Here is a 14,816-nt window from a genome sequence, read left to right as displayed (position 1 = left end):
TTCTTCATTTCCGGTAATCCGGAAAAGCCAGACCTGCATTGTAAGCTTTTGTGCAAAAGCATGCACGCGGCCTTATACAAATTCTATGTATATGCGCAAAATGATCATCATAGGTGCTGACGGTAAGTGACGGCAATAAGGCAATGTGGGTTTTGTGCGGTAACGGATCAGTCGAGTTTGGTTTGCACACTGCTGATGCCTACTTCGGCAGTACCTGATGCCAGCCTGACTTGTATCAGCGATTGCGGTTTGAGTTCAGACGTATTGCGCAAGGCCTTGCCTTTGTGGTCGCTGAGGATGGCATAGCCGCGCTCCAGTGTGCGTTGAGGGTTCAACATCTCGAGTTGGCTGCGCAGGGCAGACAACTGTTGTTGCTGGCCTTCAAGGCTGTGCCTTGCCGCTTGCTGCAGGCGTCTTTGCATGTCAGCCAGCAGCACCCTGGGTTTACTCAGGTCGGGCCTGTGTGTTTGCCAGCTCAGGGTCAGTTGCTTCAGTTCATGCCGCGCCTGGCGCACTGGCAAGCTGGCGTTGTGGCTGAGGTTGCGGGCCAGGTTTGCCAGTTGCAGACGTCTGGCGGCAATGGCAGCGCTGGGGCTGAGCAGGCGGCGGCTTTGCCAGTCCAGGGTCTGGGCCTGGTCATTCAGTTGCCTGTGCATGCAACGGCTGAGTATTTGCGCCTGGCGCTGTAATAACTGTAGCCAGGCATCCCTGGGCGTGGCTGCCAGTTCGGCGGCGGCGGTAGGTGTGGCAGCACGCAAGTCGGCGGCAAAATCGGCGATGGTAAAGTCAGTTTCATGGCCTATGCCGGCGATCACCGGCATCGGGCAATTGACGATGGTGCGGGCGACCACTTCTTCATTAAAGGCCCACAGGTCTTCCATGCTGCCACCGCCACGGCAGACCAGCAAGACATCGCATTCTTCGCGGGCAGCGGCAGAGGCTATCGCCTGGGCGATCTTCATGCCTGCGCCTTCGCCTTGTACTGGAGTAGGGTAGAGGATGACGTTGACGTGTGGCGCTCGCCTGTGCAGCGTGGTCAGGATGTCGCGCAGGGCTGCAGCCTGCGGGCTGGTGACTATGCCTATGGTTTTGACAAAGGCTGGCAGAGGGCGCTTGCGCTCGGTGTCAAACAAGCCTTCCTGTGTCAGTTGCGCTTTCAGGCGTAAGAAGGCTTCATATAAATTGCCAACGCCGGCACGGCGTATGGCCTCCACACTTAACTGATAATCGCCGCGCGGCGCGTACAGGGTGACCAGGGCACGTACTTCGACCTTGTCGCCTTCCCTGGGCTGGAAGTCGGCATATTGCGCGCGGCCACGGAACATCACGGCCCTGACCTGGGCACCACTGTCTTTTAGCGTGAAATACCAATGTCCAGACGCGGCGCGGGTAAAGTTGGAAATCTCGCCAGAAACCCAGGTCAATGGCAGGTTGCGTTCCAAAAGCTGAGCAACGGCCTGATTCAGCGCCGTAACTGTCATCACGGGGGGCGTGTTTACTGGAGTGGCGTAAGACGATTCAGGATTCATAAAGCTCGGCGGCGGAAAATCTGTCCACAGAAGCGTGGATTGGTCATCAGCATGTCATTTTGCCTCTGAGATGTCAAAAGAAATGAAAGTTTACTATCTAAGTCTTTGATTTTTAATAAAAATCAATCTGCAAAAGAATGAGGCAAAATGAAAATTCCCTTTCAAATCAAGGACATTGCGCTGCATCGAGCCGCTTGTGCACAAACTTATCCACAGAAATTGTGGTTAAGCTGTTGAAAACTTTATTTTCCAGCGTGCTCAGGTGTTTTGCCTAAAATATTTGCAATGCGGTAATCTTTTTTAAAATCAAGTACTTAGTGCCTTTCCCTGCGCTTTTACACAAGCTTGTCCACATATTTTGTGCAGAATAAATTGTAATTCATGGAGAAAATGATGGTAAAGACAATATTTTGAACCCGCCTGTGAATAATTAGGGTTTGCCACTTTTTTAGGCGTGAATAAAAGAGTGATTAAAATCAGTGACTTAGTTACATACCCTATACTTTTTCACATAGTTGTCCACATATTTTGTGCAAAAGCCCAGATTGAAGCAAATCTGTCTCGTGCATATTTGCTTTAATGTTAATTTTTCTTTGGAAAAAGTATTGTTGCACTGAAAAACTGCCGCTTGCCTGTTTTTCTGGCAGGACATATTAGTGATTAAAAATCAGTGACTTGTAGCATTTATTTGCGGTAATGCACAATGTTTTCCACATATTTTGTGCAAAACGCAGAGCATTTTCCTGCTCACATTTTTATGATGAAAATTTGTGCAAAAATGCGTCAGATTGGATATTTGCCTAAAATATTGGCAGTACAATAATTTGCTTTTAAATCAGTCACTTGTCAGTGTGTGCAAGACTTTTGCACATACTTGTCCACAAATTATGTGTAGAAAAGACGGGGCTAAAATGGGAAAAATACAGTTTTATCCACAAAATCGCTGTGCCTAAATCTTTGGCACAGTCAAAAAAATGAAATAAATCATGGACTTAGGTAGAATCGCTGTACTTATCCACAAGCTTGCACACAGATTTTGTGTAAAACAGTGAATATTTTCAATCACGATATGTTGTTGTGATCACAGCGAGATTTATGCTTTTTGTTGAAAATTATGCTTTGAAACATTTTGTGCCTAGTTTTTTGCTTTGCACTCTTGCTCGCAGGCAGACAACGCGCTACATTGCGGGCTTGGATTTAGGAACCTTCAAGGAGTTAATTTGTTCGATATCATTCGTGCCGCCGGCTGGCCAATTTATTTTTTATTGATTGCCTCAGTTATAGCGCTGGCTTTAATCATAGAACGCAGCCTTTCTTTGCGTCGTAGCCGCATTTTGCCACCTACTCTGGTCGATGAAGTCATACGTGTTTATCAGGCAGGCAAGGTAAAGCCAGAAGTCATAGAGCAACTGGCTGGCAATTCTCCTTTGGGTAAAGTACTGGCAGCGGGTTTGCGCAATGTGAATGCGCCGCGTGAAGTCATGAAAGAATCGATAGAAGAAGCAGGCAGTGCTGTTGCTCATGAACTTGAGCGTTTCCTGACTACTTTGGGCACGATTGCTTCTCTGGCACCTTTGATGGGACTGTTTGGTACTGTCGTCGGTATGATAGAAATTTTCGGTTCGCAAAATGCAACTGGCGCTAATCCTGCGCAACTGGCGCATGGTATTTCTGTTGCCTTGTATAACACTGGCTTTGGTTTGATGATCGCCATGCCTGCAATGGTGTTCTGGCGTCATTTCCGCGCGCTTGTTGATAGCATCGTCGTCGATATGGAACAGCAGGCAATCAAGTTTGTTGATGTCGTCCACAGCTCCAGGAAGTAGTCATGAATTTTCGTAAAGGAAGGGGCAGGGAAGAGCCAGAGATCAACCTGATCCCGTTTATCGACGTCTTGCTGGTGATCCTGATCTTTTTGATGGTGACGACGACATATAGCCGTTTCACCGAGCTGCAGATCACCTTGCCGACCGCTGATGCAGAAAAAGCCCAGGACAAACCGAATCAGATAGATATCGGTATTGATGCTCAGGGCCGCTACAAGATCAATAGCCAGGCAGTGTCTTTCCTTGACACCCTGACCCTGGCAGAAGATTTGAAAAAAGCTGCAGCAGCGCTGGAAGCTGGCAAAACTGGCACCCAGCCTGATCCTGTGATCATCATCAATGCAGATCGTGCAACAAGCCACCAGTCTGTGATCGATGTGCTGGAAGCAGCGCGTATTGCGGGCATGGCCAAGGTCACGTTTGCGGCCCAGGCTACTGCGAAGTAAGTATGGAATGACCAGCTTGTAAGTAGGGTACTGCTTCAGGAGCTGGCAAAAAACCGGGGAGTGTAACTCCCCGGTTTCTTTTTGTAGAAAACGGCTAGAGAAAACAAGAGAGTGACATGCGGGCTGTATTGGAAAAAGTCTTATTGAGTAACTGGCAAAAGCGCGGGCTGCTGGCCTGTCTGCTGTGGCCAGTGTCCAAGTTATTCCAGCTCATCGTCACTTTCCGTTTTGGCTTGTTTGTCATGGGCTACAAAGCGCAAACCAAATTACCTGTACCTGTGGTCGTGGTTGGCAATATCTTTATCGGCGGCACTGGCAAGACACCGCTGGTGATCTGGCTGGTGCAGCAATTAAAGCTTGCGGGCTGGCATCCCGCTGTCATCTCGCGTGGTTATGGTGTGCATGCCGAGAGCGTAATTTCGCTGGATGCTACTTCGCAGCCGCAGCAGGTTGGTGATGAACCAGTATTGATTGCTGCCAGGGCAGCATGCCCGGTAGCGGTGGGGCGTGACCGCGTTGCCGTGGCGCGTTGCGTGCTGGCAGCTAATCCGCAAGTCGATATTATTATTGCTGACGATGGTTTGCAGCATTATGCCTTGGGACGTGATGTTGAACTCGTGCTGTTTGACCAGCGTGGCGCTGGTAACGGCTGGCTCTTGCCAGCCGGACCTTTGCGTGAACCTGTGGAAAGGCGGCGTGATTTTACTATCTGCAATATGCCAGCGCCGGAAGCAGTATTTCCACGCAGGATGCCAGCAGACACCGTGCGTATGCAGTTGTTGGCAGGTCAGGCTTATCGTTTGTCTGATGATACGCAATGCAAGCCACTGGCCGGATTCGCAGCACAGCGTTTGCTGGCAGCGGCTGGCATAGGTAATCCACAACGATTTTTCAATATGCTGGCAATGCAGGGTTTGCCATGCCAGACCAGGGCTTTTCCTGATCATCATGCCTTTGATGCGCAGAGTTTTGAAGGCGTTGATGCTGATTGCATCCTGATTACCGAAAAGGATGCAGTAAAATGTAGGCAAATCCCGGCTTTACTGGAAGATACCCGCATCTGGGTAGTGCCAGTCGTAGCTCAACTTGATGCAGCTTTTGCCGCATCCCTGATACAAATGATTTCGGAGAAAAAACATGGACGCACGTCTGATTGATGTGTTGGTTTGCCCTTTGTGCAAAGGACAATTGGTCTATCAAAAAGCCAGTCAGGAATTGATTTGCTATGGCGATAAACTGGCTTACCAGATACGCGACGATATTCCCATCATGTGGGCAGATCAGGCGCGCGCGCTGACGAATGAAGAACTTGATGCCAGACCCAAGACATAAGTTTTATGAGTTTTATCGCTATTATCCCGGCCCGGCTGGCTTCCAGCCGTTTAGCCAATAAACCGCTGGCTGACATAGGCGGCAAACCCATGGTGGTGCGCACGGCTGAGCAGGCATTATTGTCTGGTGCCAGTGCCATCATGGTGGCCACCGACCATGCCGATATCGTGGCAGCTTGTAATGCACATGGCGTGCCGGTATGTATGACACGGGCAGACCATCCATCAGGCACTGACCGCATAGCCGAAGTCGCGGCCAGCATGAACCTGGCTGATGACGCAGTTGTCGTCAATGTGCAGGGTGATGAACCACTGATAGATCCGGCCTTGATTGCCGCTACGGCAGCGCTGGTGAATGCTGATGTGCCGATGGCGACAGCAGCCCATCCTATCCATGCTGTGGAAGATGGTTTTAATCCCAATGTCGTCAAGGTGGTATTAGACAAGCATGGCCGCGCGCTCTATTTTTCACGCGCCACCATACCCTGGCACAGGGATGGATTTGCCATCAGCCGCGAGCAGTTCCCGCCAGCCTATGCACCTTTGCGCCATATTGGTTTGTATGCCTACCGCAACGATTTTTTAAAAAAATATCCGCAACTTGCTGTTTCTCCATTGGAACAAATTGAGGCACTGGAGCAGCTGCGGGTTTTGTGGCATGGCTATGCGATTGCGGTTCATGTAACTGCTTCCAGCCCAGCACCAGGGGTGGATACGGCAGAAGATCTGGAGCGTGTCCGGCAATTTTTTATAAATAAGAAATAAAAAAACGGGCAAAACCCCAAGTTTTCGTGGCAAAGCATCAAGAATTGCGAAAATTGTGGTAAGTTTCGTGAAAAGAAACTGTGTTATCAAGCTAAAAGAAGAAAAGCAAAAAAGAGCCGTGCCTGCAATGAAACCACTGCCGGGCATGATTTGATAATACAAGTAAAAAAATTCAAACTCGTCTTAGGAAATTTAACATGCGTCTAATTTTGTTGGGAGCGCCGGGAGCCGGCAAGGGTACACAAGCTACGTATATCAAAGAAAAGTACAATATCCCTCAAATCTCTACTGGTGATATGTTGCGTGCGGCTATTGCAGCTGGCACTTCTTTGGGTCTGGAAGCAAAAAAAGTCATGGACACTGGCGGACTGGTATCAGATGACATCATCATCGGTCTGGTCAAAGACAGATTGAAACAGCCTGATTGCGCCAACGGTTATCTGTTCGACGGTTTCCCTCGGACTACGCCACAAGCCGATGCGATGAAAGATGCTGGCGTGACGATAGACTATGTACTGGAAATCAATGTACCAGATGAAGCCATCATCGACCGTATGAGTGGCCGCCGCATTCACCCAGGTTCTGGCCGTACTTACCATGTCAAATTCAACCCGCCAAAAGTTGAAGGCAAGGATGATGTGACTGGTGAAGAACTGGTACAACGCCCTGACGACAAGGAAGAAACCGTCAAGAAGCGTTTGTCTGTGTATCACGAACAAACTGAAGTGCTGTTGTCTTACTATGGCGACTGGGCGAAATCTGGCAAACCAGGTGCTCCAAAATATCGCAAGATCGCTGGTGTCGGACCGGTAGAGTCCATCCGCGACAGTGCATTTGCGGCGCTGTCCGAATAAGTAAGTAAAAAGCGGACTGCATTGTCCGCTTTTTTTATGGCTAAGCCCCAGCCAGATTTCTCCAAAAATATGGGCTACGTAAAAGTTTCGCAGTGTGCAGGATTCATTTTTGTCACTTGATGCAAGGCAGTCTGGCATCCGGGTCTGGAAAATGAAGAATTGTCGTTGTTTCACTTTGTCGTTAAAAAAACGCATGTGCCCACAAGGCCAACATGCCCATAATATTGGAGGAGTCAACATGACAGCAAGTCTGTGGTTTGTCATCGCATGTGGCGTCATCGCCGTACTATATGGTTTGATATCGCGCAGCTGGATCCTGAAACAGGATGCCGGTAATGCGCGTATGCAGGAAATTGCCGCTGCCATTCAACAAGGCGCAGCTGCCTATCTCGCACGGCAGTACCGCACCATTGCCATCGTTGGCGTGGTGCTGTTCATCGCCGTTGCCGCCATACCTGGCCTGGGTCTGATTACTGCCATCGGTTTCCTGATCGGTGCAGTCTTGTCGGGTGCCTGCGGCTTCATCGGCATGAATGTGTCGGTCAGGGCAAATGTGAGAACTGCGCAGGCAGCAACCAAGGGTATGAATGAGGCGCTGGACGTTGCTTTCCGTGGCGGTGCCATCACTGGCATGCTGGTCGTTGGCCTTGGTTTGCTCGGTGTGACGATCTTCTACTGGGTGCTGGTCATGAACGCTGCCGGTAGCACCCTGACGCAGCACGATGTCATCAAACCCCTGATAGGTCTGGCCTTTGGTGCATCACTGATTTCCATTTTTGCCCGTCTGGGTGGCGGCATCTTTACCAAAGGCGCGGACGTTGGTGCTGATCTGGTTGGCAAAGTCGAGGCCGGTATCCCTGAAGACGACCCGCGCAACCCCGCCGTGATTGCTGATAATGTCGGCGACAATGTTGGCGACTGTGCTGGTATGGCCGCTGACTTGTTTGAAACCTATGTCGTAACGCTGATCGCCACCATGTTGCTGGGCGCTTTGGTGATCACCAGCAATGTCACCGAAGCGATTGTTTATCCTTTATTGCTCGGTGCCGTTTCCATCCTGGCATCCATCGTCGGCTGCTCCATGGTCAAAGCCAAGCCCGGTAAGAAAATCATGTCTGCCCTTTATACAGGTTTATGGTGGGCTGCCGGTTTATCGCTGATAGGTTTTGCTGTCGTCACCTGGCAAGTCTGGCCTGATGAAGCGATGCGCATGAAGATGATGGGCTCGGCCCTGGTCGGTATCGTGCTCACCGGCCTGATGGTGTATATCACTGAGTATTACACAGGAACAGACTTCAAACCTGTGCAGCATGTGGCACAGGCATCTACCACTGGTCATGGTACCAACATCATCGCTGGCCTGGGTGTTTCGATGAAATCGACTGCCTGGCCTGTGCTGGCTGTGTGTGTTGCCATACTGGTGTCATTCAATCTTGCGGGCCTGTATGGCATCGCGATTGCGGCAACTTCCATGCTGTCCATGGCCGGGATCATCGTGGCACTCGATGCCTATGGCCCTATCACTGACAATGCCGGTGGTATTGCTGAAATGTCGGAAATGCCAGCCTCTGTGCGTGCGATTACTGATCCGCTGGATGCAGTCGGTAACACCACCAAGGCAGTTACCAAGGGTTATGCCATAGGTTCTGCCGGTCTGGCTGCACTGGTGCTGTTTGCCGATTACACCCACGCGCTGGATTCTGTCGGCAAGAGCACTTCGTTTGATTTGTCGAATCCGCAAGTCATCGTCGGCCTGTTTATTGGTGGTTTGATCCCTTATCTGTTCGGTGCAATGGCGATGGAAGCGGTGGGCCGTGCTGCCGGTGCCGTGGTGGTCGAGGTGCGCCGCCAGTTCAAGGAAATCAAGGGCATCATGGATGGCACAGGCAAGCCTGAGTATGACAAGGCTGTCGATATGCTGACGACATCTGCCATCAAGGAAATGATTATTCCATCCCTCCTGCCTGTCATCGTGCCTATCCTGGTTGGCATGCTGTTGGGACCAGCTGCGCTTGGTGGTTTGTTAATGGGGACCATCGTGACAGGCTTGTTTGTCGCCATTTCCATGACTACAGGTGGTGGTGCATGGGACAATGCCAAGAAATATATAGAAGATGGTCATTTTGGCGGCAAGGGCTCGGAAGCACACAAGGCTGCCGTAACGGGGGATACTGTCGGCGACCCTTACAAGGACACAGCTGGCCCTGCGGTCAACCCGCTCATCAAGATCATCAATATCGTGGCGCTGTTGCTGGTGCCCTTGCTGCCAGCAGCAGGACCGACGAACGCAGCGGGTAGTCATCTCAGTCAGCCTGTACAGACTGCAGCTCCCGCAGCATCGGCATCTTCTGCATCGGCCAAGCTTGCAGCCCCCGTCGCATCTGCAGTGTCAAGTCCGGCAGAGGTGCCACCGCCTCCAGCTATGGCTGATCCGGCATCTGCTACACCGGCCAGCAAATAAACTGCAACCTGGTTGAAAAGAAAGTAATGGAAAGTGGTAGCGAATATATATCGCTGCCACTTTTTTATTTTTGCCCGGAGAAGATTATTCGCTACAATACGAGGATGTGACGTTTACGTAAACGTAATCATGCGTAATCGTGGATGTAACTAGTGGATACAAATAAGTGTCATCCCCACAATCCGATTAATGTGCTCATAGACAATAGCTTGGAGAGACAAACATGCAAATTCAAAATCATGTATTTATTATTACTGGTGGTGCTTCTGGCCTGGGTGCAGCTACAGCAAGAATGATCGTTGCCAATGGCGGCAAGGTCGTGCTGGCAGATGTGCAGGTAGAAGCAGGCGAAGCGCTGGCCGCTGAGCTCGGTGGCAAGTTTGTCAAATGTGATGTGACTTCAGAGGCCGATGGCAAAGCAGTCGTCGAGGCGGCAGTTACTCTGGGTACGCTGCGCGGCATGGTGAATTGCGCCGGTGTTGCTCCTGCCATCAAGACAGTAGGTAAGGATGGCCCACACCCACTGGACGTATTTCAGCGCGTGGTCAATATCAATCTCATCGGCACTTTCAATATGTGCCGTCTGGCAGCAGATGCGATGGGCAAGACAGAAGCTGCTGAGCATGGTGAACGCGGTGTCATCATCAATACAGCATCAGTCGCTGCTTATGATGGCCAGATTGGTCAGGCAGCTTATGCTTCTTCCAAGGCTGCAGTTGTCGGCCTGACTTTGCCTATGGCACGTGACTTGTCACGCAGCGGCATCCGTGTTATGACGATTGCGCCGGGCATTTTTGAAACACCTATGCTGCTGGGCATGCCACAAGAAGTGCAGGATGCGCTGGGCAAGATGGTGCCGTTTCCTCCGCGCCTTGGCAAGCCGGATGAGTATGCGAGTCTGGCCAAGTCGATTATTGAGAATGTGATGTTGAATGGGGAAACAATCCGTTTAGACGGCGCCATACGCATGCAACCCAAATAGTAAATGCTGATAAAGCTACTGCGCGGCGCGTTTTTTGGTTGGCGATGCTCATCGTACTAAAGTACGATTGCGCTTCTCAACCAAAACTAGCGTCGCTCGCTACGCTTTCTCAGCACTTACGCGTCTCAGTGTGCTGACAGAAAAAACAACTGCACTTCGGTACTGTTCAAGCATGGTTGTTGTATTTGTCGAGTCTGGACTTTTCACTGTGCCGTGCAGCATGACAAATTGCTAGGGGGCTACTACACTAGGGCAAATCTGGATTTGCCCTTTTTTTATGCCTACACAAACGAGTAGTAATGCGGGAACAGGATTGATCTTGACGGGTGGCGGCGCGCGCGCGGCCTATCAGGTTGGGGTGCTGCATGAGATTTCGACTATCCTGGTGGAGTCTGGCTGGCATCCTGCCAGTAATCCATTTGGCATTATCTGCGGTACCTCGGCAGGGGCGATCAATGCGACCTCACTGGCATGCGGGGCTGATAATTTTGCTGATGCAGTCGGGCGCATGCTGCATATCTGGGAAAATTTCGAGGCGGCGCAAGTCTATCGTGCTGACTCTCTTGGCGTCATGCGTAGCGGCGCGCGCTGGCTGACATTGTGGTCGTTTGGCTGGCTGTTGAACAAATGGCGTAAAGCCCCGCCCAACTCACTGCTGGATAACTCTCCACTGGAAGCGCTGTTAAGCCGCATGCTGGATCTGAGTAGCCTGGATGCGGCATTCAGCAATGGCAGTCTGCATGCCCTGGCAGTGACAGCATCTTCATATACTGCTGGGCAGCATCTGACTTTTTACCAGACCCTCGCAGATATTGAACCCTGGGTCAGGAGCCAGCGTCTGGCGCAGCGTGATTTTATTGGTGTCCAGCATTTGCTGGCATCCGCTGCCATTCCTTTTATTTTTCCTGCCGTGCCGCTGAACTGGGGCGGGCGTATGGAGTACTGTGGCGATGGTTCCATGCGTCAGTTGGCACCAATATCACCGGCCATCCATCTGGGGGCGCAAAAAGTGCTGATCGTCGGTGCTGGCCGTTTGACTGAGCCGCCTAGCGTCAATACTGAAGTCGCACGTTACCCCAGTCTGGCGCAAATTGCTGGTCATGCCTTGTCTAGCATTTTTCTTGATAGCCTGGCTGTGGATATAGAAAGGCTGATGCGCATTAACAAGACCTTGTCGATGTTGCCAACAGAATTACTGGAAAAAACACCTTTGCGGCCGGTCGATCTGCTGGTCATCGCACCATCTGAGCGGCTGGACGAAATTGCCAGTCGTCATACCAACAGCCTGCCTTTACCTGTGCGAACCATGCTGGGCGGCATAGGCGCTACCGAGGCGCGCGGTTCGGCGTTGGCCTCTTATCTGCTATTTGAATCAACCTACACCAAAGAATTGATTGCACTCGGGCGACGTGATACACGCGCCAGGGTGGGTGATGTCCTGCAATTCTTTGGGGTTGATACAAAGGTACGCACATCAGCGCGATTAGTCTGATTTCAACACAATATTGCCTCAAGGCATGTTGTCGCAAATGTGACAGGCGCATGAATTAATACATTGTAACATCTGCAACAATGGTTGATTCATCATCGACAAACCGTTACTCTATGCGCTGTTTAAGCGTGTGCGGATAGACAAAATAATGATAAATCCAACATTTTTTAAAAAATGGCTGGTATTCCTGACGCTTGCTTTGCTGGCTGCAACGAGCTTCGCCAAAGGCCCAAATGGTGTTGGTCAGGTGGCGCTTGCCGAATTGCCTAAAGAGGCACAGACGACGCTGACGCTCATCAAGCAGGGTGGCCCATTTCCTTATGACAAGGATGGCGTTGTGTTTGGCAATTATGAATCCAGATTGCCGAAGCAAAAGCGTGGTTACTATCATGAATATACGGTAAAGACGCCGCGTGCCCGCAACCGTGGCGTGCGCCGCATTATTGCCGGAGCAGACCCGCAAGCTTCGGGTGAATACTATTATACGGAAGACCATTACGAGAGTTTTCGAAGAATTAAAGAGTAAATAATTAAAGAGTAAATATGATCTCAGCAACCGAGGGAGAAATAGAATTGTTGGCAACGGTAGCACCAAATGTGGTGCAATCGATACGTGCTTTCCGTGTGCCGGATTTACAAGCTGAGGCAGCCAAGCTGGGCCAGCATTTTCTGTATGCCTATTGCCTTGAAGCAGCTACGAAACAACAAGTATTAGGCAAGATTGCGCTGTCTTTTGGCTTTCCCAAGCCCATGTGCCGTAACCTGGATGCCTTGTCAGATTGCCTGACTGACATGATTTATAAGGCGGGCCCTCAACCAGGCTTTTTGATCGTGCTTGAGCAATTGCCAAATACGCAAAAATTTGACAAGGAAGCGCGCGAGACCCTGCTCGACGTGTTCCGTGATGCCGCTGATTTCTGGGCCGACAGAAAAGTCGCTTTCAGGGTGTTTTACTCCTTCGAATAGTTTTTTAATGGCCTGTATAATAGGTGCCGGTAAGTAATTATCGGCATTTTTATTTGGGGCTAGACCCCTGTCAGCGGTACAATGCCGCCATGAAAAAGATTGTTATCCTCATTTCTGGTCGTGGCAGCAATATGCAAGCCATCGTTGAAGCTGCCGCAAAACAGCAATGGCCTGCACAAATCGCCGCTGTTATCAGTAACCGTGCTGATGCAGGCGGTCTGGAATATGCAGCCAGCCGTGGCATACCGACAGCGGTAGTCGTTAGCAAGCAATTTGCCACGCGTGAGGCATTTGATGCTGCTTTGCAGGCAAAGATAGATGAATTCACGCCTGACCTGGTTGTTCTGGCTGGTTTCATGCGCATACTGACGGCAGGCTTTGTCGAGCACTATGCAGGGAGGATGTTGAATATCCATCCATCGCTATTGCCGAGTTTTGTCGGTCTGGCAACGCATCAGCAAGCCATCGATGCGGGTGTTAAAGTGCATGGTGTGACCGTGCACTTTGTGACTGCCGAACTGGATCATGGCCCCATCGTCGCCCAGGCAGTTGTGCCTGTGCTTGACGATGATAATGAAGACACTCTGTCACACCGTGTACTCGAACAAGAGCACCAGATTTATCCGCGTGCCGTATTGCAATTTGTCGAAGGTAAATTACGTATCGATGGCAATCGTGTTCATGTCATTAATTAACAAGCTGGGTATTCAGAAATAAGAAGCTTGATTAACCAGTATCAGCAAAATCGCTTGCGCGGTTTGCCATCCGTATTACCTAGCAAAAAATAGTAACAAGGCCCGTCCGGGCCATATCAGCATATTAGAAGGAAGCAGCATGAGATTACCTCCAGCCATACTCGTCAATACCGAAGAAGTATTACGAGAGATTTTGCGTTTTACCGGCCCGGCAGATGGCACTTTGTCGCGTTATTTCCGTGATCACCCACGCCTGGGTTCACGTGAACGTGGCGTAGTTGCGGAGGCTGTATATGGCTTGCTGCGCAATAAAGCGGTCTATACCAATTTTTCTGAGTCCGGCATAGGTTCTCCTATGCGCCGCCTGAGCCTGCTGGGTTTGGCAGATGCGGTTGGTGTCGATTCCCTGGGTGGTTTGACAGAAGATGAAACTGCCTGGCTGCAACGCGTCATGGAAATTGACCGCACGCACCTGCCTTTGATGATGAAGGCCAATTTGCCAGAATGGCTGTGGACAAAATTGCTGGAACGCTTTGGTGAAGAAGACGCATTGGCGCTGGCCATGTCGTTGAACACTCCAGCACCGCTGGATTTGCGTGTCAATACCATCAAAGGTGATCGCGAAACCGTCATAACGACATTGGCGCAAGCACCTATCATAGCTGAACCTACACCGTATTCCAGCACGGGTTTGCGGGTACGCAAAAAACCATCCATCCAGAACCTGCCCTTGTTTAAAGATGGCACGATAGAAGTGCAGGATGAAGGTAGCCAGTTGCTGGCCCAACTGGTTGGTGCCAAGCGCGGTGAAATGGTAGCAGATTTCTGCGCCGGTGCCGGCGGCAAGACCTTGGCGCTGGGCGCATTGATGCGCAACACCGGTCGTTTGTACGCTTTCGACATCTCTGAAAAACGCCTGGCAAAACTGAAACCACGCATGGCGCGCAGTGGTTTGTCGAATGTACATCCTGTCGTCATTGCCCATGAAAAAGATGCCAAGATCAAACGCCTGGCAGGCAAGCTGGACCGCGTACTGGTTGATGCCCCTTGCAGCGGCTTGGGGACCTTGCGCCGTAATCCTGATGTCAAATGGCGTCAGACGCCAGAAGGCGTGGCAGAGTTGAATGTCAAGCAGGCTTCCATCCTGGCCAGCGCTGCGCGCATGGTCAAACCAGGTGGCCGTCTGGTATATGCAACCTGCAGTATTCTGGATGAAGAAAACGAAGGCATCGTCCAGGCTTTCCTGGCTGAGCATGCTGATTATGCATTGGTGCCAGCGTCTCAGGTGTTGGCTGAGCAAAAAGTGGATCTGGAAATGGGTGACTATCTGAAGCTCTATCCTCACCTGCATCAGACTGACGGTTTCTTTGCAGCGATACTGGAGCGCAAAAAAGTACCAGCCAAAGTTGCTCCAGAAGCTGCCGCGCCAGATGCGGAAGCAGAAGATTAATACGGCCATTCACTTCAAG

General features: G+C 50.8%; 14 protein-coding genes. 13 read left to right on the top strand and 1 reads right to left on the bottom strand.

Annotated features, from left to right (window positions below):
• Window positions 1–167 precede the first annotated feature (167 nt).
• Window positions 168–1,529: an exodeoxyribonuclease VII large subunit gene (gene xseA, locus ACO0LN_RS25350; protein ID WP_422978689.1), complete on the bottom strand. Its 1,362-nt coding sequence runs from the start codon at window positions 1,527–1,529 to the stop codon at window positions 168–170.
• A 1,220-nt stretch (window positions 1,530–2,749) separates the two neighbouring features.
• On the opposite strand from xseA, the gene ACO0LN_RS25345 reads away from it, so the two are divergent.
• From ACO0LN_RS25345 to ACO0LN_RS25285, 13 genes are all read left to right on the top strand, one after another.
• The gene (locus ACO0LN_RS25345) at window positions 2,750–3,355 is read left to right on the top strand and encodes a MotA/TolQ/ExbB proton channel family protein (protein ID WP_422953340.1); all 606 of its coding nucleotides are present in this window, start codon (window positions 2,750–2,752) and stop codon (window positions 3,353–3,355) included.
• A 2-nt stretch (window positions 3,356–3,357) separates the two neighbouring features.
• Window positions 3,358–3,801, top strand: coding sequence for an ExbD/TolR family protein (locus ACO0LN_RS25340; protein WP_110257768.1), 444 nt, complete (start codon window positions 3,358–3,360; stop codon window positions 3,799–3,801).
• Between the two features lie 116 nt (window positions 3,802–3,917).
• On the top strand, window positions 3,918–4,958 hold the full coding sequence (gene lpxK / locus ACO0LN_RS25335; protein ID WP_422978687.1) for a tetraacyldisaccharide 4'-kinase: 1,041 nt from the start codon (window positions 3,918–3,920) through the stop codon (window positions 4,956–4,958).
• Window positions 4,939–5,133 carry a Trm112 family protein gene (locus ACO0LN_RS25330; RefSeq protein WP_422978685.1) on the top strand — a complete coding sequence of 65 codons (195 nt, stop codon included), beginning with the start codon at window positions 4,939–4,941 and terminating at the stop codon, window positions 5,131–5,133. Before lpxK ends, ACO0LN_RS25330 begins: the two co-directional genes overlap by 20 nt.
• Window positions 5,134–5,138: 5 nt before the next feature.
• On the top strand, window positions 5,139–5,897 hold the full coding sequence (gene kdsB / locus ACO0LN_RS25325; RefSeq protein ID WP_422978683.1) for a 3-deoxy-manno-octulosonate cytidylyltransferase: 759 nt from the start codon (window positions 5,139–5,141) through the stop codon (window positions 5,895–5,897).
• Between the two features lie 197 nt (window positions 5,898–6,094).
• Entirely contained in the window at window positions 6,095–6,751 is a 657-nt protein-coding gene (gene adk, locus ACO0LN_RS25320) for an adenylate kinase (RefSeq protein WP_422978681.1), read from the top strand.
• A 238-nt stretch (window positions 6,752–6,989) separates the two neighbouring features.
• Window positions 6,990–9,212 carry a sodium-translocating pyrophosphatase gene (locus tag ACO0LN_RS25315; RefSeq protein ID WP_422978679.1) on the top strand — a complete coding sequence of 741 codons (2,223 nt, stop codon included), beginning with the start codon at window positions 6,990–6,992 and terminating at the stop codon, window positions 9,210–9,212.
• A gap of 223 nt (window positions 9,213–9,435) precedes the next feature.
• Window positions 9,436–10,194, top strand: coding sequence for a 3-hydroxyacyl-CoA dehydrogenase (locus ACO0LN_RS25310; protein WP_422978677.1), 759 nt, complete (start codon window positions 9,436–9,438; stop codon window positions 10,192–10,194).
• Window positions 10,195–10,471: 277 nt separating this feature from the next.
• Entirely contained in the window at window positions 10,472–11,686 is a 1,215-nt protein-coding gene (locus ACO0LN_RS25305; protein WP_422978675.1) for a patatin-like phospholipase family protein, read from the top strand.
• 148 nt (window positions 11,687–11,834) lie between these two features.
• Window positions 11,835–12,212 carry a ribonuclease domain-containing protein gene (locus tag ACO0LN_RS25300; RefSeq protein WP_422978673.1) on the top strand — a complete coding sequence of 126 codons (378 nt, stop codon included), beginning with the start codon at window positions 11,835–11,837 and terminating at the stop codon, window positions 12,210–12,212.
• A gap of 41 nt (window positions 12,213–12,253) precedes the next feature.
• Entirely contained in the window at window positions 12,254–12,652 is a 399-nt protein-coding gene (locus ACO0LN_RS25295) for a barstar family protein (RefSeq protein WP_422978767.1), read from the top strand.
• Between the two features lie 89 nt (window positions 12,653–12,741).
• Window positions 12,742–13,347 carry a phosphoribosylglycinamide formyltransferase gene (purN, locus tag ACO0LN_RS25290; protein WP_422978671.1) on the top strand — a complete coding sequence of 202 codons (606 nt, stop codon included), beginning with the start codon at window positions 12,742–12,744 and terminating at the stop codon, window positions 13,345–13,347.
• 139 nt (window positions 13,348–13,486) lie between these two features.
• On the top strand, window positions 13,487–14,797 hold the full coding sequence (locus ACO0LN_RS25285; RefSeq protein ID WP_422978669.1) for an RsmB/NOP family class I SAM-dependent RNA methyltransferase: 1,311 nt from the start codon (window positions 13,487–13,489) through the stop codon (window positions 14,795–14,797).
• The last annotated feature ends 19 nt before the right edge of the window (window positions 14,798–14,816 follow it).

This window comes from Undibacterium sp. TC9W (genome assembly GCF_049339865.1).
In the GTDB taxonomy this organism is placed as follows: Bacteria; Pseudomonadota; Gammaproteobacteria; order Burkholderiales; family Burkholderiaceae_D; genus Undibacterium.
The sequence above is the reverse complement of the archived record's forward strand: the minus strand, read 5'-3'. Positions and strand labels throughout refer to the sequence as shown.

Excerpts from the sequence above, each read along its gene's own strand:
- kdsB (WP_422978683.1), top strand. The coding sequence starts at position 5,139 with ATGAGTTTTATCGCTATTATCCCGGCCCGGCTGGCTTCCAGCCGTTTA.
- ACO0LN_RS25300 (WP_422978673.1), top strand. The coding sequence starts at position 11,835 with ATGATAAATCCAACATTTTTTAAAAAATGGCTGGTATTCCTGACGCTT.
- lpxK (WP_422978687.1), top strand. The coding sequence starts at position 3,918 with ATGCGGGCTGTATTGGAAAAAGTCTTATTGAGTAACTGGCAAAAGCGC.
- ACO0LN_RS25310 (WP_422978677.1), top strand. The coding sequence starts at position 9,436 with ATGCAAATTCAAAATCATGTATTTATTATTACTGGTGGTGCTTCTGGC.
- purN (WP_422978671.1), top strand. The coding sequence starts at position 12,742 with ATGAAAAAGATTGTTATCCTCATTTCTGGTCGTGGCAGCAATATGCAA.
- ACO0LN_RS25285 (WP_422978669.1), top strand. The coding sequence starts at position 13,487 with ATGAGATTACCTCCAGCCATACTCGTCAATACCGAAGAAGTATTACGA.
- xseA (WP_422978689.1), bottom strand. The coding sequence starts at position 1,529 with ATGAATCCTGAATCGTCTTACGCCACTCCAGTAAACACGCCCCCCGTG.
- adk (WP_422978681.1), top strand. The coding sequence starts at position 6,095 with ATGCGTCTAATTTTGTTGGGAGCGCCGGGAGCCGGCAAGGGTACACAA.
- ACO0LN_RS25340 (WP_110257768.1), top strand. The coding sequence starts at position 3,358 with ATGAATTTTCGTAAAGGAAGGGGCAGGGAAGAGCCAGAGATCAACCTG.
- ACO0LN_RS25305 (WP_422978675.1), top strand. The coding sequence starts at position 10,472 with ATGCCTACACAAACGAGTAGTAATGCGGGAACAGGATTGATCTTGACG.
- ACO0LN_RS25330 (WP_422978685.1), top strand. The coding sequence starts at position 4,939 with ATGGACGCACGTCTGATTGATGTGTTGGTTTGCCCTTTGTGCAAAGGA.
- ACO0LN_RS25315 (WP_422978679.1), top strand. The coding sequence starts at position 6,990 with ATGACAGCAAGTCTGTGGTTTGTCATCGCATGTGGCGTCATCGCCGTA.